Source organism: Pseudophaeobacter flagellatus (assembly GCF_021228235.1).
GTDB lineage: Bacteria > Pseudomonadota > Alphaproteobacteria > Rhodobacterales > Rhodobacteraceae > Pseudophaeobacter > Pseudophaeobacter flagellatus.
On sequence record NZ_JAJQRG010000005.1, the window covers coordinates 105663 to 127251 of the forward strand.

Annotated in this window: 18 protein-coding genes; 2 read left to right on the forward strand and 16 right to left on the reverse strand. The window is 58.2% G+C overall.

Going from position 1 to position 21589, the window contains the following annotated elements:
• Positions 1-2: 2 nt before the first annotated feature.
• The 10 genes from LRK71_RS11320 to LRK71_RS11365 form a co-directional block, all read right to left on the reverse strand.
• Positions 3-851 carry a tetratricopeptide repeat protein gene (locus LRK71_RS11320; protein ID WP_232403687.1) on the reverse strand — a complete coding sequence of 283 codons (849 nt, stop codon included), beginning with the start codon at positions 849-851 and terminating at the stop codon, positions 3-5.
• A gap of 25 nt (positions 852-876) precedes the next feature.
• Complete coding sequence (locus LRK71_RS11325) at positions 877-1485, reverse strand: tetratricopeptide repeat protein (RefSeq protein WP_408636001.1); 609 nt, start codon at positions 1483-1485, stop codon at positions 877-879.
• A 2-nt stretch (positions 1486-1487) separates the two neighbouring features.
• A complete protein-coding gene (locus tag LRK71_RS11330; RefSeq protein WP_232403689.1) occupies positions 1488-2468 on the reverse strand; it encodes a type II secretion system F family protein in 981 nt (326 codons plus the stop codon).
• Positions 2469-2478: 10 nt separating this feature from the next.
• On the reverse strand, positions 2479-3447 hold the full coding sequence (locus LRK71_RS11335; protein WP_232403701.1) for a type II secretion system F family protein: 969 nt from the start codon (positions 3445-3447) through the stop codon (positions 2479-2481).
• A 2-nt stretch (positions 3448-3449) separates the two neighbouring features.
• Positions 3450-4895 (reverse strand): TadA family conjugal transfer-associated ATPase, encoded by a 1446-nt coding sequence (locus LRK71_RS11340; protein ID WP_232403703.1) that lies wholly within the window; start codon positions 4893-4895, stop codon positions 3450-3452.
• 44 nt (positions 4896-4939) lie between these two features.
• The gene (locus LRK71_RS11345) at positions 4940-6178 is read right to left on the reverse strand and encodes a CpaE/TadZ family protein (RefSeq protein ID WP_232403711.1); all 1239 of its coding nucleotides are present in this window, start codon (positions 6176-6178) and stop codon (positions 4940-4942) included.
• 139 nt (positions 6179-6317) lie between these two features.
• Complete coding sequence (locus LRK71_RS11350) at positions 6318-6947, reverse strand: OmpA family protein (RefSeq protein WP_232403713.1); 630 nt, start codon at positions 6945-6947, stop codon at positions 6318-6320.
• Positions 6948-6967: 20 nt separating this feature from the next.
• Positions 6968-8362: a type II and III secretion system protein family protein gene (locus LRK71_RS11355; protein ID WP_232403715.1), complete on the reverse strand. Its 1395-nt coding sequence runs from the start codon at positions 8360-8362 to the stop codon at positions 6968-6970.
• Between the two features lie 243 nt (positions 8363-8605).
• A complete protein-coding gene (cpaB, locus tag LRK71_RS11360; protein WP_232403717.1) occupies positions 8606-9466 on the reverse strand; it encodes a Flp pilus assembly protein CpaB in 861 nt (286 codons plus the stop codon).
• Between the two features lie 399 nt (positions 9467-9865).
• Positions 9866-10084, reverse strand: coding sequence for a hypothetical protein (locus LRK71_RS11365; protein ID WP_232403719.1), 219 nt, complete (start codon positions 10082-10084; stop codon positions 9866-9868).
• Between the two features lie 361 nt (positions 10085-10445).
• On the opposite strand from LRK71_RS11365, the gene LRK71_RS11370 reads away from it, so the two are divergent.
• Positions 10446-11345, forward strand: a complete 900-nt coding sequence (locus tag LRK71_RS11370; RefSeq protein WP_232403721.1) for a lytic transglycosylase domain-containing protein — start codon at positions 10446-10448, stop codon at positions 11343-11345.
• 72 nt (positions 11346-11417) lie between these two features.
• Here the strand turns inward: LRK71_RS11370 and LRK71_RS11375 are convergent, their stop codons facing one another.
• The 6 genes from LRK71_RS11375 to tldD all read right to left on the reverse strand — a co-directional run bounded on the left by LRK71_RS11375 (position 11418) and on the right by tldD (position 20517).
• The gene (locus LRK71_RS11375; RefSeq protein WP_232403723.1) at positions 11418-12452 is read right to left on the reverse strand and encodes a fatty acid desaturase; all 1035 of its coding nucleotides are present in this window, start codon (positions 12450-12452) and stop codon (positions 11418-11420) included.
• 346 nt (positions 12453-12798) lie between these two features.
• On the reverse strand, positions 12799-13428 hold the full coding sequence (locus LRK71_RS11380) for a 3-oxoacid CoA-transferase subunit B (protein WP_232403725.1): 630 nt from the start codon (positions 13426-13428) through the stop codon (positions 12799-12801).
• A gap of 3 nt (positions 13429-13431) precedes the next feature.
• Positions 13432-14154: a CoA transferase subunit A gene (locus LRK71_RS11385; protein ID WP_232403728.1), complete on the reverse strand. Its 723-nt coding sequence runs from the start codon at positions 14152-14154 to the stop codon at positions 13432-13434.
• Positions 14155-14544: 390 nt separating this feature from the next.
• Complete coding sequence (gene topA / locus LRK71_RS11390; RefSeq protein ID WP_232403731.1) at positions 14545-17256, reverse strand: type I DNA topoisomerase; 2712 nt, start codon at positions 17254-17256, stop codon at positions 14545-14547.
• 260 nt (positions 17257-17516) lie between these two features.
• A complete protein-coding gene (gene dprA / locus LRK71_RS11395; protein ID WP_232403736.1) occupies positions 17517-18785 on the reverse strand; it encodes a DNA-processing protein DprA in 1269 nt (422 codons plus the stop codon).
• A 310-nt stretch (positions 18786-19095) separates the two neighbouring features.
• Positions 19096-20517: a metalloprotease TldD gene (gene tldD / locus LRK71_RS11400; RefSeq protein ID WP_232403752.1), complete on the reverse strand. Its 1422-nt coding sequence runs from the start codon at positions 20515-20517 to the stop codon at positions 19096-19098.
• 195 nt (positions 20518-20712) lie between these two features.
• On the opposite strand from tldD, the gene coxB reads away from it, so the two are divergent.
• Complete coding sequence (gene coxB, locus LRK71_RS11405; protein ID WP_232403753.1) at positions 20713-21552, forward strand: cytochrome c oxidase subunit II; 840 nt, start codon at positions 20713-20715, stop codon at positions 21550-21552.
• The last annotated feature ends 37 nt before the right edge of the window (positions 21553-21589 follow it).

Genomic DNA, 21589 nt, shown 5'->3' on the forward strand with positions numbered 1-21589 from the left:
GATCAGCCGTTCTCCAGAGCGTCCAGCGCCTTGGCTGCGGCCTCAAAGTGTTGCGGGTGGGTGGCCACGGCCTGACGCAGCAGGCCTTCGCCCGTCTTTACATCGCCCTGTTTTACCGCTGCAAGCGCCAGCGTGTGCAGCAACTTGGCCTGTTCGGTCTGGGTCATGGACATCACTGGCAGATCATAATTGCGCTGTGCGCCGCGGGCCAGAACCAGATTGTTCTTTGCGGTGAACAGGCTTTGATCCTGATGGATGGCCTCGCCAAACAGCCGCTCTGCTTCGCTGTAGTCGCCGCGGGTCAGCTTGGAATATCCCCAGTTGTTCATGATCTTGGCGGGTCTGGTGGTCAGGCCAGCGGCGATTTCATAAAAACTGTCGGCGCGTTTCCAATCCTCATTGGCATCTGCCACCATGGCCTCTAGGCGATAGCGTTGGTAGGTTTCATGGGTGGGCGGAATGGCGTTCAATGCGACCTTGGCGCCGTCCCAGTCGCCAGTGCGGATCTGGGCATCGGCCAGGCCGAGATGATCATCGTTGGTTGCCTCTGGCAGAGCGACTACTTTTTTCCAGGCCGCCACTGCTTCGGTGTTGCGCTTGGCACGGATCAACGAAACGGCCAGGCCGCGCTGCAGGTCGATCCTGTCGGGGCTGTCTTTGACGGTGTCGCGGAAGTAGTTCACCGCCTGATTGGGATCAGCCACCGTCATCATCACGTCGTTGAGATTGCTTTCGTCAATGACATTGACGTCCTGAAAGGCGCGTTCAACGGTTTCATCCGCATCTTTTTCGCAGGCTGACAGTGCCAGCGCGCCTGCCAGACATGCAGATGTTAGAAATACGTGGCGCATTTTGCGTCCCTTTGCTTCTCTGCCTCTAGAGATCGGGGGTTTTGCGAATTGCGTAGCTTCCCCCGCCCTGTTGCACCAACTTATAGATGTTGTTTTCGGTGCTTTGCGGCACAGTATGGGGGGTATTTTCAAATTTTTCGAGGGCCAGACGCAAATTATCCCGAATTGCGTCACTTTCGCCATTGTCGAGCGCATAGGCGCGCTTGAGAATCTGCACCGCCTCGGCGGTTTTACCGCGTTCAAGCAGCACGACCCCCAGATTATTGTACGGGGCAGCCCAGTCAGGGGCGGCTTTGGCTGCGCGTCGCAGTAGGTCTTCGGCCTGACCCAACCGCCGAAGCCCAAGATTGGCAGAGCCGAGGCTGGACAGGATTTCCGGCGTCAGCCCATGGTCCAGCGTGGCGCGCGTAAAGGCATCCAGGGCCAGTTCGTATTCTTCGGCCGCCATCAGGCGATGCCCCACCACCAGCGGATCTTCGCCCTCTTGTCGGGTATCGACGCCGGGGGCCCAGGTGTCAGAGGTATTTTCGGAAATTGCAGCCGGGGAACAGCCAACTGCCACCCAGCAAAAGGCAAGGGCGGCAGCGCGCGGTCCATATCGGAAAACGGAAAAGATCCGCTTGAATGTCATCATCATCAGTTGCCAGCGTTGCCCATATTCGCAATATTTTGCATCGACGGACCAACGAGAATTATCAGCAGCGGCGGCACCGTCAGCATCATTGTGGCGATGGTCATCTTCACTGGCAACTTATTTGCAGCCTCTTCGGCGCGCATGACCCGTTTATCTCGCATTTCGGAGGCATAGACCCGCAGCGCTTCGGCGATCGAGGTGCCAAAGGCTGCAGATTGGATCATCACGGTCACAAAAGAAGAAATATCCTGCACGCCACAGCGGGTGCCCATGTCGCGCAGCACCTTTTCTTTGTCCTTGCCGGCCTTCATTTCCTGGGCGACAATTTCAAATTCAAAGGCCAGTTGCGGGTAGGAGGCCTGCAATTCAGAAGCAACGCGCACGATGGATTGATCTAATGATTGACCGGCTTCAACGCAGACCAGCATCATATCAAGCGAATCCGGGAAACCGGACTCGATTTCTTCCTTGCGCTCGGCAATGCGGCGGGTGACCCAGTATTTCGGCAGCAGATAGCCCGCACCACCGGGGCCAATGATCCGCAATACCATGGCCTGGGTGTCGAATTTGAAATCGGCGTTCAGCACATAGACATAGAACAGTCCGGCCGCCAGACCAAGCAACCCCAGGGCCATCTGGGCGAAGTGAAACACCCGCACTGCATCCTTAGAGCCATAGCCCGCCTGGCGCAGCTTCAACTCCATCGCTGAGAGCTCTTCGGCGTTTTGTGGCTCCAGGAAGCTGGCAAATTTTTGTAGCTGCTCGTTGCGGTTTTTTTGGCGCAGGCGCTCTGTTTGCGGCTTGTTGTGGGGGCCGGGGGCGATGTCGCGCTGCAGCTTGCTGAGTGGATCTTCGGGCTGGTTCAGCAGCAAAACAACGGCCAGCAGAACCATGAACACGCCCAGTACCCCCAGCACCAAAAGCGGGCCAAAGGCGCCAAATTGGTCGGTCAGGAAGGTCTCTGCTGTGGTCAGGATGCTCATGTCGTGCTCCTCATACCTTGATGTTGGTTAGGACGCGCATGACAATCAGATTGATCGTCAGCATGATCCCAACAAAGAAACAGGCAGGAATGAACCAGGGGTGATCCATGACGCCGTCGTAGTAGTGTGGATCCTTGACCAGGGTGGCAATCAGCGCCAGCAAGGGAAAGGCAGACAGGAATTTTCCTGACCACTGGGCCTCGGCCGTGATCGCCTTGACCCGGCGAAACAGCCGGAACCGCGCCCGGATCACCTTGGCCAGGCCGGCCAGAACTTCGGCCAGGTTGCCGCCCGATTGCTGCTGGATGGTCACTGCCACCGACAAAAACCGCAGATCCTGAATATCAAGCCGTTCGGCCATTTCCTTCAGGGCTTCGCCAATATCGCGGCCATAGGTACTTTCATCTGCGATGATGCCAAATTCGGTGGCCAGCGGGTCTTCGATCTCATTGGCGACGATCTGCACGGTCGAATTGAACGGATGGCCGACGCGCAGGCTGCGCACCATCAGTTCAACCGCGTCGGGCAGTTGCTCTTCAATCATGCTCATGCGTTTAGAGGCTTTTTTGTTGACCCAGAAGAACACACCGCCAATGCCGATGACAATCGCGGCCAGGATCCGCGCGGGCAGGGGGGTGCCGGTGCCGATGCTCAGCCCGATAAAGGCAAAGGTGGCAAGGCCCGCCATTATCAGCATCAGTTGCTTGGGGCTAAAGGCAATTGCCGCCTTCTGTGCCCGTTCCGCCAGCAAGGAGTAGAGCGGGATGGTTTTGGATTTCCCATGTTGCCCCATCTCTTTGCGCAGCTGCTCTAGCACCTGTTCGCGGGAACTGCCCTTTTCCATCATTTCAAGGCGACGGTTGACCTGATTGTTCAGCCGGATGGATTTTCCAAAGGCCACCAGGTAGATGCCTTCAACCAGCACTACCACCCCAACAAAGATCAATAGATAGATGACCGGCTCTGCGCTCAGTTGCATGTTCAGACCTCCACTTGGCTGGGTTCATAGATCGACGGCGGCAGATCGTAGCCCCAGAGACGGAAGCGCTCGGAATAGTGGCTGCGCACACCGCTGGCGGTGAAATGGCCAATAATCTTGTTATCCGGCGTCAGGCCAACGCGCTGAAAGCGGAACAGCTCTTGCATCGAGATGACATCGCCTTCCATGCCTGTGATTTCGGTGATCGAAGTCATGCGGCGAGAGCCATCCTGCAGGCGCGAGGCCTGTACAATCACGTTCACCGCTGACGAGATCTGGCTGCGGACTGCTTTGATTGGCATTTCCATGCCGGCCATGGCGATCATGTTTTCCAGTCGCGAAATCCCATCGCGCGCCGAGTTGGCGTGAATGGTGGTCATCGACCCGTCGTGGCCGGTGTTCATCGCCTGCAGCATGTCGATGACTTCTTCGCCACGGGTTTCGCCAACGATAATGCGATCAGGCCGCATCCGCAGGGCGTTTTTCAGACAGTCGCGCGGGGAAACTTCGCCCTTGCCTTCCACATTGGGCGGGCGGCTTTCCATCCGGCCCACATGGGTCTGTTGCAACTGCAGTTCGGCGGTGTCTTCGATGGTGAGGATACGTTCTGAATTGTCGATGAACGATGATAGCGCGTTCAGCGTGGTGGTTTTACCAGAGCCAGTCCCGCCCGAGACGATCACATTGAGCCGGGTAGAGACGGCCGCCTGAAGATAGGCTGCCATTTCTTCGGTGAAGGCGCCAAATTCAACCAGGTCATCAATGCCCAGCTTGTCTTTTTTGAATTTCCGGATCGAAACCAGCGAGCCATCCACTGCGACCGGGGGCACCATAGCGTTGAAACGCGAACCATCGGCAAGGCGGGCATCGACATAAGGGTGGCTTTCATCGACCCGGCGACCAACGGCCGAGACGATCTTGTCGATGATCCGCATCAGGTGCTTTTCATCCTTGAAGGCGATATTGCTCAGCTGCAGTTTGCCGCTGCGCTCGATAAAGATCTGATGCGGACCATTGACAAGAATATCGCTGACGGTGTCATCCTGCAGCAGGGTCTCTAGCGGGCCAAGGCCGGTAACCTCGTCGTAGAGTTCCTTGTTCAGGGTCATTCGGTCTTCGCGGTTGAGTACAACGCCCTTTTCCTCAAGCAGCTCTGAGGCGATGGCCGATATCTCGCCGCGCAGTTCTGCTTCGGGGGCGGTTTCTAGGGCTGCCAGATTGAGGTTTTCCAGAAGATCGCGGTGGAGTTGAACCTTGATGTCGCTCAGTCGCTCCTGGCGTTTGCGCTCCTTGTCCTGGGCTGTGGCCTCGGCGGCAATACGCGCGGTTGTGGGGCGGCGCAGGCTGGCGCTTGGCCTGTCAGCCGACGCGGGGGCAGGGGCTGGGACCGCTGGTTTGGCGGTTTCTGCTTTTGGTTTTGCGATTGGCTTCTTGTATTTGGAAAACATGAGAGACCCCCAAGGTTGCTCTATGACGTTTCAGAGGTTCGAAACTAGGCGGCGGCCTCGGCCTCACTGGCCCCCAGATCATGCAGAGAGCGCGCCAATTTGGCGATCTCTTTGCGCAGAGGGTTCTTGGCGTTGGATGTGGCCAGCGGCAGCCCGTGGTCGCAGCTTTGGGTGATGGGCTTGCCGCCATCGGGCAGTTGCAGATCGATGGCAATGTCCAGGCTTTCGGCCATCCGTTTGACCCGGCTTTTACCGCTGAGATCGGTGAACTTTGGCGCCCGATTCAGGGCAAAGCGCAGCTTGTCAAAAGGTAGGCCTTCGGATTGCAGTGCCCGTTTCAGCCGCAGCGCGTTCTGGGCAGAGCGCATGTCCAGCTCGATCAGGGCGAAATATACATGCGCCATCTGCAGGATGGTTTCAGACCATTGCACCAGCGTATGAGGCATATCAATGACGACAAAATCAAAATGGCTGCGGGCCATTTCCACCACGCGTTCCACATCTTCGACTGTGATGTATTCGAGCGGAATCATTTCGCTGGGGGCGGTCAGAACCTGCAGTTTTTCCTGAAACGGCAACAGGGCCTGGCCAAACATTTCGGCATCCATGTTTTCGGTTTCGTTGAACATCTCCATCACCACCTCTCGGCGGGGCAGGTCCAGATAGGTGGATACAGATCCTTGCTGCATATCGAAATCCAACAGGCAGACCGAAGGCGATTTCTGCGTGCTCATTTCTGCCAGTTCCCAGGCGAGGTTCACGGCCAGGGTGGTCGAACCAGTGCCCCCGGCCAGCCCATGGCAAACGACAACCGCGCCTTCACGGCGGGCATTTTTCTTCAGCGGGTGCAGGGTGCTTGCAGCGACGGGCTCTGGTTCAGGGGTGCTCAGCCGGTCAATTGCCGCCTGTAATTCGCGTTCCGGCAGCGGGTAGGGGATAAATTCATCGGCCCCCTGGCGCAGCAGGGTATGCAACGCCGCTGGGCTGACCTCTTCGGCGATCAGGATTACCTTGATGTCGCGCGCCTTGGCCTGGCTGATGATCTCTCCCATCTGGGCCAGGTTAGCTTCGTCTTCGCCATCCATCGCCAGGGCGACAAATTCGAGCGTTTCGGCTTCAGGTTGGGCAAAGAACGCTAGGGTTTCGTTAAAGCCCAGATCGCCCCAAGCCTCGCCCAGGGCCGCTTCCATATCTTCAATCAAGAGGTCAAAGTTCTGCACGTCGCGGCTGATGGTGCAGGCGACAATGGCAGGGGTTTCTGTTTGTGATACTTCACTGCTCATCGACATCATCCTCTTGGTTTCAAAGTAGCCTGACGTAAGACGGAACGCAGGTTACCTCTGAGGCTTAATGTCGATGAAGATCTGGGCAAGATTGGGGCCAAAAAGCCCCAAATGTAGGGAATTATTAAAGGAACCTTACCTATTCTAGGTTGGCGCTCAGTGCTTGCTTGGACGTGAGCGTGGTAGTGGACACGGCGCTGGCCACATAGTCGCGGTAGACTATCTGCGCATATTTCCCGTCCAAAACCGTAGGATGGCGCTTCAGGAAGCCGCTGACCTCGGTCACTGTGCGGCGATTGCGGCGCTCGGCCTGTTGGGTCAGGATCAGGGGCTGGCTTTCACCCTGCGATACCATGGCCTCTAGGCGATTGCGGCTGATGCCACGGCTGACCAGATGGTTGACGGCAGCGCGAGCGCGGCGCAGGCCCAGGCGTTTGTTGTAGCTGCTGCTGCCAACAGAATCGGTATGACCATAGACGCGGAAGCGCACTTCGGGAAATTGCTTGATCCAGCCGGCCTGACGATCCAGAACAGCGCGGGATTCGCCGTCCAGTCTGGCGTCATCAAAAGCAAAGTTGATGGTGGTTGGGACTTCCTCGGCAAAGCGCGTCGCCAGTTGGATGGCATAGCCATTTTCGCCGCTCATCATCGCGGCGTTATTGCGCGTCGAGGCCCCCAGAAGGCTTTCATCCAAGGTCTCTCCCGCTTGGTTATAGCTGCAGGCTGTGATGCTAAGAACCAGCCCAACGAGGGTCATGCTTTTGATCATTTTCCCGGTCATCCTTTAGATCAGTCCATCACATAGCCGTAAGAGCCGTTGAAGTCTTGCCTGGCGACTTCGCTGGCGGGGCCTTTCTGTGTATTGGCCGTACGGCCCAGCAGGAACAGTTCGGCCTCGCTTGGCGGCTTGATGCGATCGGTCGGCAGGCTGAGGGCTTCGCCACGGGTGGGCGTGACCAGGTGGGCGCTGACAATGATCACCAGTTCGGTCTGATTGCGCTGATAGTCGGCGCTGCGGAACAGGCTGCCAAGAATGGGCACATCGCCAATCCAAGGTACCTGCGAGCTGTTGTCGAGGAAATCATCCTGCACCAGACCAGCCACCGCAAAGCTTTCACCGTCGCGCAATTCAACCGTGGTAGAGGTTTCGCGCCGGGAAAAGGCGCTGACTTCCACCCCGCCGGTGGTGACGGAATTGGTGGTGTCGATGGCGGAAACGGCCGCGCGGAGTTCCAGGTTGATCAGATCGCCATCAACCACACGGGGAATAAAGTTCAGCTCGATGCCAAACGGTTTGAATTCAATGGAAAACGTGCCGCCCTCTTGTGCCACCGGGATCGGATATTCACCGCCCGCAAGAAACTTGGCCTCCTGGCCTGAAAGGGCCGAGAGATTTGGTTCGGCCAGGGTGCGAACCACCCCCTTTTTCTCAAGAGCCTCCAGCAGCAGGCCGACCTGCATGGATCCGATGCCAAACTGAAAGGCCAGGGCACCGGCAATGCCGTCTTTGACTTCGAGCGGGCTGCCGAGGCCATTACTGCCAACCAGAAATTGCCCGGTCTCGCCAGCCGTATTGCCGTGTTGGCTGCCTAGGGCGATTGACGAATGCAGCGCCTTGGAGACCGAGCGCTGCATTTCAGCAAAGCGTACCTTGAGCATAACCTGCTGCACACCGCCGACGCTCATCAGGTTGCTGACGCGTTCAGGGGCATAGCGTTCGGCCAGATCAAGGGCACGTTGCAGCCGGGCCGCGCTAGAGACATTGCCGGACAGCACGATACCGTCATTGGCGGTGCGGACCTCGATCTTTTCACCGGGCAGGATCTGGCCAAGGCGCTGTTTGAATTCAGACACATCGGCCGCAACCCGTACGTTCACATTGGTGATCAACTGACCAGAGGCATCCAACAGGGTCAGCGTCGTCAACCCCGGCGATTTGCCCAGCACATAGATGGTGCGATCCGATAGGGATGAGATATCGGCGATATTGGGGTTGGCAATGCTCAGCTCGGCAAAGGGGTCGTCGCTTTCGACCACCACCGCACGGTTCATTGGTACGTCCAGGGTGACAGAGGTGCCGCGTTTGACAACCCGCAGCCCATTGGCCTGCGCCATATCTGGCGCATTCATGCAGAGCAGCGAAAGCCCAGTGAGCGCCGCCGTCATAATTCTACGAATTTTCATGTGACCTGCCTTTCCGATCACGCCTCGATTTCGGGTCTTTTTGCCCGGTGTTGTGAGGCACTGTGCTGCAATTCGTGAATTATTGCAAGAATCAATGGCTTCTGAGGCGGCTTTGCTGTGGGTCGGCAGCAACAGACAAAACCGAGCCCCCCTGTCTGGGCGGCTCGGCACATGGGGCAATTTGTTGAGAACACATCAGTTATTGCCGGGGCTAGATGGTGGCCCCTGGGGCATCAGTCCCGATCAGTTGGTGCAGGGGATCGGGATCTCGACCACCTCTGCGCCGCGCCGGGTGCGGATGGTACAGACGCGTTTTTGCTCTACCGGCTCTGGTGTCTGGCGTTCGCCCAGCCCCAAAAGACTGCGCTGGTTCACCTCTATGACAGAAGCAACGGTATCGTCACCGGCCCCAACTAGCGATAGCGACAGCCGTCCGGTTGTCTGTGCCTGAGCCAGGGCCGCAACCTGTCCGGGCTGGACCGCAACGGTCACGGTACGGGCGATGGTTGCACCATTGGTTTCAGAGCTTGCGCTTTGGTCAACGGCGATCAGTTCAATGCTGGGTTCAATCAGTCGGGTAATGTCCTGATTGCCACCACCACTTTGGCCGCGTACCGACCCGGTCCAGTAAACGTCGACACGATCACCGGGGCGCAAAAAGCCGGAAACGCCAGAGGACACATCAACCTTGATCGCAAAGGCGCGCATGCCGCGCCGCAACTGCGAGGTAATCCCGGCACCCTGGCCAGGCTTGGTCAGCTTGGCGGTCAGCAGGGCCTCGTCCTTTTCCATGGTCCGCAGCACAACGCGCAGATCGCCGGGATTGGCCGGGGGAAACAACTCGTCAAGCGAGGTGAAGGCGCCCTCGGGGATGGATTCGCTGGGCCAGCGCACCTTGCGCACGGCCTCTTTTGTCAGGCGTTCGCCGTATTTCAGGGGCTTGTTGGCAACAAATACATCTGTTGTCGGGATCACTTGGCCACGATTGGCGCGTTCCCGGGCAAGCTCAGTCTGGTAGGCGGTGATGTAGTTCTTGGCCATCATCACGGCGCCACCGGCGAGGGCGACCCCGACAATCAGGACTAATCCAAACACTGCGCGCATGGTTGAGACCTTTCAATTTTAGTCCATACCCGACCAGAGTTCCCTGGCAAGGTCGGAGCTGTGTCGTGGGAACAGGGGAGGCTCTGCATTCTGCATTAGCCTGGCTGGCGGAGGCGTCAGAAGAAATCGATGCTTTCCAGGTAGATTTTAGTATTCTCCGCTACGGTAGAGATCGCAGTGGGCATCGTTGTGTAGATAATGGTAGCCAGTAGAACCACAACTGCGGTCATTACCACCCAGTCTACGGTTACGGCGCCGTCATCGCTGGCAATGAACAACCAGAACTTTTTCATAGCACCCTCGCAATCGTTCAGCCTAGGACAAGAGGCCACGTCCTTCGCAAAAGACGTGGCCTCGGAACTTATGCAGGCCTAAGCCAATAGCCTAGGAGACAAGACCTTATGGCGTCACGGTTGCATTCGCGCCATCCACACCAACGGTATTGCTACCAGTTCTGGTGATGAAGGTTGCGGTGTCGGCGGAAACGGTGTCGGTGGCGGATTCGATGGCAGTGTATGCGGCACCGGCCAGGGCAGCAACGGCAGCGGTCAGAACAACCCAGTCAACAGTCACGGCGCCAGAGTCGTCTTTACGGAAGTTTTTGATGAACTTGATCATTGTGTTGTCCCTCCAAAGGATCACTAAATATATTCGATGTCCTGACGACGTTGTTTCAGGGTCTGTCTCTCTCTCTCACCGACCCTGTGTCGCTTGGATGAATATATATAGCCGGGAGAGCATGGCAGCATTTGGGCTGGAATCTGGAAAACCCCGCCCAAATTTAACTTTTCCGCAAGGGGAGTTTTAACTAATTGATAATGTAGGTTTTATTTCTTTACCTTTTATCAATCTCAGAGGCCGTTCAGGGGCATAAGGGGCGAAATAAGGCAATTTTGCCCGATTTTCCCCGCTAAAACTGGCTTTTGTCGCCGGGATCAGCGAGTCTGCTGGGCAAAAGACCCTTTGAGCGAGCACGGATATGACCAAGAGACCATTATTGGGGCTGCAGGTGCTATGTGTAGCTCTTGCCCTGGCCCAGGCTCCAGAACCTGCCGCAGCCCAGCAAAGTGGCGGCGCGACTGGCAGTGGCACCGATAATGGCAGGGGGGCGGATCGCGCCAAATCGGCGCCGCCGCCTTTTCCCAGTTTTGAAGCGCGGCGTGTCACCGCGCCAAAGCCGGGCACACCACCAAAGATCACCATCCAGATTACCGAGCCCGGGCCAGCGCCCGCAGATACGGTCACCAGCCCAGAGACCGCAAGCGGTCCGGCAGGGGACGCAGCAGAGGTTGGCCGCTATGGCTGGTTCTGGCAAAGGGTCCCTGCCGGGCTAGAGGGCGAGGGGAAGCGCAATCGGCTAGAGAGCGCGCTGGCCGCCCTGCAGAGCGCGCCGACGCCTGTTTCGACGCCAGGCCTGCAGCTGATGCAGCAGATCATACAAGAGCAGGCGGTGCCGATCCTGCTGTCTTCGGCGGGGACAAAGGTCTCGCCCGCGCTGGTCCTGGCGGTGATCGCGGTGGAATCCTCAGGTGAAAGCGATGCGGTGAGCACAGCGGGCGCCAGTGGGCTGATGCAGCTGATGCCGGATACCGCTGCGCGCTTTGGTGTTGATGATGCGCTGAACGCCGCGCAAAATATCAGCGGCGGGATTCAATACCTGGATTGGTTGCTGGAAGAATTCTCGGGGGATGCAGTTCTGGCGCTGGCGGGTTACAACGCCGGAGAGGGCGCAGTACGGGCGCATCAAGGTGTGCCGCCCTTTGCCGAGACCCGCGACTATGTCCCCAAGGTGCTGGCTGCCTACCAGGTGGCACGGGCGCTTTGCCTGACCCCACCTGAGTTGATTTCCGATGGCTGCGTTTTTCGCCAATTGAAATAGGCGTCTGCGGGGCAGCGGGCAGAGAGAGCGGAGCCAGTCTCAATGGCCCCGCGTCTATTGGTTTTGCTCGGCTCAGCCGTAGAGCGCACGCGCTTGCGAGAAGGACAACAGGCGTTTTCTATCTTCGTCCCAGAGATGCAGCCGGGCACAGGACAGGCTTTCTCGGATGGTGAGCCGGTTCTTCATCCCCAGTTCGGAATGATCGCGGATCACCTCTGTCAGGCGATAAAACGGGATTCGGCTGTAAAGGTGATGCACCTGGTGAATGCCGATATTGGCAGAGAACCATTGCAGCACTGCTGGCAGCACATAGTAAGAGCTGCCATTCAGCGCCGCATCGTGCAGCTGCCAGTCTTCGGCAGATTCCCAGTGGGTGGTTTCAAACTGGTGCTGGACATAGAACAGCCAAACGCCGGCCGTGGCGGCCAGAATGGTCGAGGGCAGAAAGATCAGCAGCAGCGGCAGCAGCCCGCCAAAATACCAGATCACCGCCAGCGCTGCCAGGATGGCCAGATTGGTGCCCATGGCGCTGGTCCAGTAGCGCAGGCTGTTCATCAGCCCCAGCGGAATACGGTTCTGCAACAGGAATAGATAGCTTGGCCCCAAGCCAAACAGGGTAAAGGGGCTGCGATAGACCCGGTAGTGCAGTTTGCCAAAGGGCGACAGCGCCTGGTATTCGGCCACGGTCAGCGTATGCACATCGCCCATGCCGCGTTTGTCTAGGTTCCCCGCCGCGCTGTGGTGTTCCGAATGGGTGCGGCGCCACACGTCATAGGGGGTGAGAGTCAGAACCCCCAGCACCCGCCCGACCCAGTCGCTCAGCCGACGGTTCTTGAAAAAGGCACCATGGCCGCAATCATGCTGGATGGTGAACAGGCGCAGTAAAAAGGCCGCATTCAGCACCGAGATGCCAAAGGTCAGCCAGTAGCTGATCGAAAGGGCCCACCATGCCAGGGCCCAAAGCAGGACAAACGGGATGGCACTGACACCAAGCTCAAAGCTGCTGCGTAGTTCATTCGGCTCGCGGTACTTTGCCAGAATTTTCACCCAATCGCGCGAAGACCGCTCCGTTGGTTGCGGTTTGGGAAGGTCATTGGGGTTTGTCATGCGCCTGCCGTATTATCGTTGGAATGTGGACCATCGGATAAACTACCTGTGCTGCTTGGCAAGGTATTTGTGGCAGCAATCTGTGCACATGGTCTTTATGTTATCAAAAAAGACGCAGGTATTCTTGGTTTTGCGCCGCAGACCGGCCTTTGGATCCAATGGCAGTTGACCTTACGTTGAGGTCAGGATTTGGAAACACGAAGGCGGTGCAATGACTTGGCCGTTCAGATGTGAAAAAGGGCCCAACTGCACAGGCAGATGGACCCAAGGAGTGCCTGTAAGGTCTGAAAACACCGCAGCCGATACTTAATGCGGCCAGCTCGGCGGAAATCAGCGCTTCCCGGTTTCAGTTGACGATGGTTGCCTGGGTGGCGGCCCGCAGCTCTTCTTCGGAGACTCCATCGGCGCATTCGACGATCTTCAGGCCGCCTTCGACCACATCCAGCACGCCAAGATTGGTGATGATGCGATCCACAACTTTCTGGCCGGTCAGAGGCAGGGTGCAGTCTTTCAGCACCTTGCTGTCGCCATGTTTGTTGGTGTGATCCATGACCACCACAACGCGGCCAACACCAGCAACCAGATCCATGGCGCCGCCCATGCCTTTGACCAGCTTGCCGGGGATCATCCAGTTTGCCAGGTCGCCGTTCTCGGCCACTTCCATCGCCCCCAGGATCGCCATGGCGATCTTGCCGCCACGGATCATCGCAAAGCTCTGCGCCGAGTCAAAATAGGCGGTCTGCGGCAGCTCGGTGATGGTCTGCTTTCCAGCATTGATCAGATCGGCATCTTCTTCTCCATCAATGGGGAAGGGACCCATGCCCAGCATACCGTTTTCCGATTGCAGGGTCACTTCGACACCTTCGGGAATGTAGTTGGACACCAGAGTTGGAATGCCGATGCCGAGGTTCACATACCAGCCATCCTGCAGTTCCTGCGCTGCGCGGGCGGCCATTTGATTGCGGTCCCATGCCATGGATCAAGCCTCCTGTTTTGCGCGGACTGTGCGCTGTTCGATGCGTTTCTCGTGATCACCCTGGATGATGCGATGCACATAGATGCCGGGCAGGTGGATGCTGTCTGGATCAAGCGAGCCAGTTGGCACGATCTCTTCCACCTCGACCACACAGATCTTGCCACAGGTGGCGGCAGGGGCATTGAAGTTGCGCGCCGTCTTGCGGAACACCAGGTTGCCGGTTGCATCTGCTTTCCAGGCCTTGATGATGGCCAGATCGGCAAAGATGCCTTCTTCCATGATATAGGTCTCAGATGCGCCATCGGGGCCAGTGGGGAAGTCTTTGTGCTCTTTGTTGTCGGCAATCACCGTGCCAACACCGGTTTTGGTGTAAAAGCCTGGGATGCCCGCACCGCCTGCACGCATGCGCTCGGCCAGGGTGCCTTGGGGATTGAACTCCAGCTCCAGTTCGCCGCTCAGATACTGGCGCATGAATTCAGCGTTTTCACCCACATAGGATGAAATCATCTTTTTGACCTGCTTGGTCTGCAGCAGGATGCCAATGCCAAAGTCATCAACGCCCGCGTTGTTGGAGGCAAAGGTCAGATCCTTGGTGCCTGCCTCCTTGATTGCATCGAGCAGAAGCTCGGGAATGCCGCAGAGGCCAAAGCCGCCTGCCGCAATGAACATGCCGTCATGAAGCACCCCATCGAGGGCTTCGGCGGCGTTGGAATAGATCTTTTTCATCGAGTTCTCCCATCAACTGCCAGTTGGGCTTGGTTCTGGTGCCAAGACGGCCCAGAGTCAATAATACCGAGACCCGCGCGTATTACTACGGAGCGCCAGGGCCAGGGGGGGAGGCTCCCGCGCATTTGTGGTGTTTTGGTACCCAAAACCCCGACAACCCTTGGGCCGGGCGCCGGGCTGTGCCCGGCGCAGCCGCGCGAACCTGTGGGCGCAGTCTTGAGTTGGAAGGTCACGGTGGACATACAGCAAACGCGCCGCGCCAAAGGCGCGGCGCTGGGCCCAACGGGAGAGGGGGATCCAATGGATCACCAGATCCGGGCGGGAGCGCTCCGCTGATGACTAGGGCGGATACGCTGATGGCGGGCCCAAACACTGGCTTAGGCGTCGCTATCAGCCTTTTGTGCCGTCAGCCTTTTGTGCCAGTGCCTTTGGGGCTGCGGTGGTTTTCTTGGTGCCGGCCTTTTTGGCTGCTGGCTTTTTTGCCACGGTTTTTTTCGCAGGGGCTTTCTTCTTGGCCGGTGCCTTTTTCTTGGTGCCGGATTTGCCTGCCTTTTCTGCGATCCATTCCAGCGCCTGTTCCATGGTCACATCTTTGACCTCGACCTCTTTCGGGATCGTGGCATTGATCTTTTCCCATTTCACATAGGGGCCGTAGCGGCCGTCCATGATGTTTATCGCGCCACCGTCCGGGTGGTTGCCCAATTCCCGCAGAGCCTTGGCAGCAGTCCGGCGCCCGCGCCCCGGGTTGTTGCGCTTCTCGGTGATCATCTCCATCGCCCGGTTCATGCCGATTTCAAAAACGTCCAGCGTCTCTTTCAGATTGGCATAGACCGGTTTTTCCTCATCCGGCAGCTGGTGCATGATATAGGGGCCAAACCGCCCGAGATTTGATGAAATGACACCGCCTTCGGGGTGAGGGCCAATATCACGCGGCAGTGTCAGTAGGGTGACAGCCTGTTCCAGCGTGACCTCATTCGGTCCCCAGCCCGGTAGGAAATCTTTGCCCTGCTTGGGCAGCGAAGAGCGCGGTGGTTTTTTGTTTTCGGGCGTGGCCTCACCGCGCTGGACATAGGGGCCAAACCGGCCGGATTTCAGATGGATTTCATCGCCATCATCCTCGCCCAGAATCCGTTCATAGCCCTCGGCGCCTTCGCCTGAAATGGGGCGGGTATAAACGCATTCGGGATAGTTGCCGCAGCCGACAAACCCGCCGGTACGCGAAGTCTTCAGGTGCAGCTGCCCCTGGCCGCATTTTGGGCAGATACGGGGGTCGGTACCATCGTCGCGCGGTGGGTACAGTTGCGGCGCCAGGGTTTCGTCCAGCACATCCAGCACTTCCGAGATCCGCAGATCCGAGGTTTCTGAAATCGCAGCGGAGAAATCGCGCCAGAATTTGCTCAGGATGTCTTTGTAGTCGCGCCCGCCGGCGCTGACGTCATCCAGTTCGCCTTCCAGATTGGCGGTGAACTCATAGCCCACATAGGTGCGGAAAAAGTTCAGCAGGAAGATGGTGACAATGCGCCCCTTGTCTTCGGGGTAGAGACGGTTCTTGTCCTTGCGGACATATTCGCGATCCTGGATCGTGGTGATCACAGAGGCATAGGTAGAGGGGCGACCAATGCCCAGCTCTTCCATGCGCTTGACCAAAGTCGCCTCGGTAAAGCGGGGCGGCGGTTGCGTGTGGTGCTGCAGGCCCAGAACCGCCGCATTGTCCGACAGGATTGAGGCGTCTTTGCCAGCCTTGTCGGCCTGTGGCCCCATGGTGGCGGAAAACTTCATCGCTTCGCCCTGCATGATCTGCGGCAGACGCTTGTCGTCCTCGTCGACGACATCGTCGCGGCCTTCCTCGTAGACCCGAAGGAAGCCGTCAAACAGCATCACCTGACCTGTGGCGCGCAGCACCACCTGGCCATCGTCCGAGCCCAGATCAACCGTGGTCCGTTCCAGACGTGCGCCTTCCATCTGGCAGGCGAGGGTCCGCTTCCAGATCAGATCATAGAGCTTGCGCTGGTCGTCTTCCGATACCTTCAGGCCCTTGGCATCGCGGCTCATTTCGGTGGGGCGGATACATTCGTGCGCCTCTTGCGCGTTCTTGGCCTTGTTCTTGTAGATGCGCGGGCTGCTGGGCACATATTCGGCACCATAGCGGGTTGCAATTTCAGCGCGTGCTTCCTGGACCGCTTCGGGCGCCATGTCGATGCCGTCTGTCCGCATATAGGTGATATAGCCCGCCTCATAGAGCCGCTGTGCTGTGTTCATGCACTGTTTAGCCCCCATGCCGAACTTGCGACTGGCTTCCTGCTGCAGGGTCGAGGTCATGAAAGGCGCAGACGGATTGCGCGCGGCTGGCTTGGCTTCGACCGATTGGGCCACCATGTCGCGGCTAGACACCGCCTGCACGGCCAGTTCGGCTGCAGTGGAATTGGCCAGGCTGTATTTGTCGAGCTTGTCGCCCCCCAGAACCGTAAGCCGGGCTTCGAATTCCTGGCCGCGCGGGGTGGCGAGGTTGGCCTTGACCGACCAATATTCCTGCGGATTGAAGGCTTCAATCTCCATCTCGCGCTCAACAATCAGGCGCAGACAGACCGATTGCACCCGCCCCGCAGATCGGGCACCGGGCAATTTGCGCCACAAAACTGGCGAAAGGTTGAAGCCAACAAGATAGTCCAGCGCGCGGCGCGCCAGATAGGCCTCAACCAGGGGCATATCCACCTGGCGCGGGTTGCGCATGGCTTCGGCCACCGCCTCTTTGGTGATGGCGTTAAAGGTCACCCGGCTTACGGGGGTGTCCTTTTTGATTGATCGCCGCTTGGTCAGCGCCTGTTGCAGGTGCCAGCTGATCGCCTCGCCTTCGCGGTCAGGGTCAGTTGCGAGAATCAGTTCGTTGTCTTCTTTCAGCGCATCGGCGATGGCTTTGACATGTTTGCGGCTGTCATTGCCAATCTCCCATGTCATCTCAAAGTCGTTGTCGGTATCAACTGATCCATTCTTTGCGGGCAGGTCACGCACATGGCCATAGGAGGCCAGAACTGTGTAGTCCGAGCCCAGATACTTATTGATAGTTTTGGCTTTGGCCGGGGATTCGACAACAACAACTGGCATGTAATTCTTTGGCCTCTTATGTGCACTAACGGGCGTTCTATGGCTGCGCAAGTTCAGCGGCGCAAGGGGAGAATGTCAATGAGAGAGCATTGGACGTAGCCCAGACGCCGGAAGCAGAGGGTGAATCTGCGGGCAAGCGGATCATAATTTCGGGTGGGTTCCCGACCGGTTTTCGGCGGATTGGCCTGCGCCAGATCTCGGTGCCAGTCTGGGCCCCGGTCCCGCGCGGCGGCGGGCGCGATGACGGTGGGGCGCCGCGTTTAGGGCTTGGTGCCATGGCGGGCCAGGAACCCACCTGGGAAACGTTCGATCTTGCCTTCCAGCTCCAGCTCAGTGATCGCGGGGGAAAAGGTCTGGGGCGAAACCTTCAGATCTCGCATGACTTGTTCCGAGGCGGTGGGGCTGGGCCCAAGGCGGGCCAGAATTTGTTGATGCAACGCTGCGGTTTCTTGCAGGCTGCGGATCTCGGGCGCGGCGGCGGGCAGGTTTGACAGTGCCTGGCTGAGCGCGGAAGGCTGGCCCAACCTGTCTTGGGCCTTGTGGCGGCGTGCAGGCGGGGCAGTGTCTGGCGGAAACAGGTCAGCGGCGGCTTGCGCAACCGGTGCTTCGGGCAGGCTGGGCTGCATATCAGAGCCAAGCGGCGGCAAGGCCGCAATCACATCCTCGGCGTTGCGCACCAGAATGGCCCCATCGCGGATCAGAGCATTGCAGCCATAGGCGCGGGCATCAAAGGGGTGGCCGGGCACCGCCAGTACATCGCGGCCAAGATCCAGCGCGTCGCGTGCGGTGATCAGGCTACCAGATCGGCCGGCGGCTTCGACCACGATCACCGCCAGGGAAAGACCGGCGATAATACGATTGCGGGCGGGGAAATGCCGGGCCTGGGGCGTCTGGCCCATGGGTTGTTCCGACAGGATCAGCCCCTTGGCGGCAATATTTTCAGCCAGCGAGGTGTTTTGCGGCGGGTAGATCACATCACATCCCCCGGCGAGCACCGCGATTGTGCCACTGTCGAGGCTGGCAAGATGCGCCGCGGTGTCAATGCCGCGCGCCAGTCCGGAAACGACCGCATAGCCGGCCGCCCCCAGGTCCTTGGCAAGGCTGCGCGCCATGCGCGTCCCGAGGGACGAGGCATTGCGGGCGCCGACAATGGCAATCATCGGCCGGGTCAGCAGATGCAGATCACCAATCGCCCAAATCAGTGGCGGGGCAGACCCAAGCTGCGACAGGGGGGCAGGATAAAGGGGGTCATCAAAGCACAAAAGCCGCGCTTTGGCGGCTTTTGCGGTTGATAGTTCTTTGGCTACTGCTGGTTCAGGACATGTTTCATACCCTGTGAACCCGGCAGCACGTGCCATTTTAGGCAACGCTTCCAGCGCGTTCTGCGCTGAACCATACTCTGATAGTAGGCGGTAAAAGTTTACCGGCCCTACGCGTCGAGAGCGCAAAAGACGAAGCCTGGAAAACAAAGTTTCTTCCGTGGTGGGTGGGAGTGGGGGGTGAGTGGAAGAATGTGCTTCTTCAGTCATCCGCAGCTCCGTCTATTTGCTGTTAATAAAATACCCCTGCAATGGTTAACAGGGCGTGAATGTCTGCAAGTTATCCAAAGTTTTTTGATAAAGACGTCATGCATTCCAGTCACCTCCGTTGTGATGCAGCAGGGCCTTGAAATCCAACGTGAAATGTTGGATTCGCCGCAACAAGTCTGCCCTACTTTTCCCCTTATGAGGCGTTAAAAACACAAAAAAACGCAACCACAATGGACGCGTTTTCTGGTCTTGGGCCGCTGGGGGGCGGAAATATGCGATGGAATTCTGACCTTCTTCCGAAGGGATTCTCTTAGGTGGCAGACCCGCCAACCGTCAAGCCGCCCATCAATACGCTGGGCTGGCCAACGCCAACGGGCACCCATTGCCCTGCCTTGCCACAGTTGCCCATGCCGGGATCCAGCGCCATGTCATTGCCGAGGGCGCGAATTTGTTTCAGCGCGGTGGCACCGTCGCCAATCAGCGTCGCGCCCTTGACGGGCGCACCGATCTTGCCGTTTTCCACCCGATAGGCCTCGGTGCAGGAGAAGACAAATTTGCCATTGGTGATGTCAACCTGGCCACCACCAAAGCCAACGGCCCAGATGCCATCCTTGATATCGCCGATCAGATCGCTGGGATCGCTGTTGCCGCCCAGCATGTAGGTATTGGTCATCCGGGGCATCGGCGCATGGGCATAACTCTGGCGGCGGCCATTCCCGGTTGATTCCCCCCCCATCAGGCGGGCATTCTGGCGGTCCTGCATAAAGCCGACAAGGATGCCATCTTCGATCAGGGTGGTCTTTTGCGAAGGGGTGCCTTCGTCATCCACTGTGATGGAGCCGCGCCGGTCGGCGATGGTGCCATCGTCCAGAACGGTGACGCCGGGGGCGGCGATGCGCTGGCCCATCAGGCCCGCAAAGGCGGAACTGCCCTTGCGATTGAAATCACCTTCCAGCCCATGGCCAATGGCTTCGTGCAGCAAAATTCCCGGCCAGCCGGGCCCAAGCACGACTTCCATCGCTCCGGCTGGGGCTGGGACGGCCTCTAGGTTGACCAGGGCAATCCGCAGGGCCTCTTTGGCTTTGGCCCCCCAGGCGGCGGGATCGATCAGTCCATCCAGGCCGATGCGACCACCGCCCCCGGCCGAGCCGCTTTCGCGCCGCCCGTCCTGTTCGACAATCACCGAAATGTTCAGCCGGGTCATCGGCCGGGTGTCGCGCACGCGCACGCCATCGGCGCGCAGAATTTCAATTTCCTGCAGAGAGGCGGCAATCGAGGCCGAGACCTGCACCACCCGTGGATCCAGATCGCGGGCAAAGGCATCAATTTCGCGCAGGGTTTCGACCTTGACGGGGAAGGCGTGATCGCCAATCGGGTCGGCATCGCCGTAGAGCTTGGTATTGGTGGGTTTCGGGGCATCGGCATAGGTACCGCCGCCACTGCCAACCGCCAGCTGCGCGGTCTGTGCCGCGCGTTTCAGGGCGGCAATCGATACATCGGTCGAATGGGCATAGCCTGCGACTTCGCCGTTCACCGCCCTGAGCCCAAAGCCTTCGGCGGCATCATAGCTGGCGCTGCGCAGCCTGCCATCATCAAACATCAAGGCTTCGGACTTGTGGCGCTCGACAAAAATCTCGCCATCATCGGCCCCAGCGAGGGTCTTCCGCAGGATGGGCAGCGCCTCATCCTCGGGGAGAAGGGTTTCAAAGGGTCGAAAGGCTGGGTTTTCCATGTCACGGACCTCGGGTTTTTTGATCTAAATCAAGAAAGCGACGCTTTGACGCTTGCCTGCCTCTTTATCTGTACGCCTGAATATGATTTTAAGCAGCATCAAAGACAACGGGTCAGACGCGTTTTGTGGAATCATCATTTCTGCGGGCGTGATCGGCTGTAGGAACAACACGATCAATAAAGATCAGGACATGATATGAAGAATGCTTTGATGCTTTCGGGCCTTTTTGCTGGCCTTTCCAGTCTTCCAGCCGTCGCGCAAGAAGGATTGGAAACTATTGGTAAGCCGACAAATGGCGGCCTGAACTTCCAACCGGCGGGAACTGAACTTGCCGAAGGCATCCACCAACTCGACTGGATGATTCTTATCATCATCACCGTCGTTTGCCTCTTTGTCGCTGGGCTGATGCTCTACGCTATTGTGCGGTTCAACCGCCGTGCCAACCCAGAATCGGCGAGCTTTACCCACAACACCCCGATCGAAATCGCCTGGACCCTGATCCCCATTCTGGTGCTTGTGTTCATTGGTTCTTTCTCGCTGCCCGAACTGTTTCGCCAGCAGGAAATCCCTGAAGGCGACATCACAATCAAGGTGACCGGGTATCAGTGGTACTGGGGCTATGAATATGTAGACCACGAGTTTGGCTTTGAGAGCTTCCTGTTGCCCAAGGAAAAATTGGCTGAAAACGGCTTTGCCGAAGATGAATATCTGCTGGCCACCGACACTTCGGTTGTTGTGCCCGTCGGCAAGACCATCGTAATGCAGGTGACAGGCGCGGATGTGATCCACTCCTGGACAATTCCTGCCTTCGGCGTGAAGCAGGATGCGGTTCCCGGCCGTCTGGCGGAGCTGTGGTTCAAGGCTGAAAAAGAAGGCATCTACTTTGGTCAGTGTTCCGAACTCTGTGGTAAGGACCACGCCTATATGCCGATCACCGTCAAAGTGGTCAGCCAAGAGGCTTATGACGCATGGCTGAAAGGCGCGATCGACGAATATGCCGGTCTGCCCCAATCTTATCTGGTCGCTTCCAACTGAAGCGGTAGCCGATGATATCTCGTTTTGGCGCGTGAAG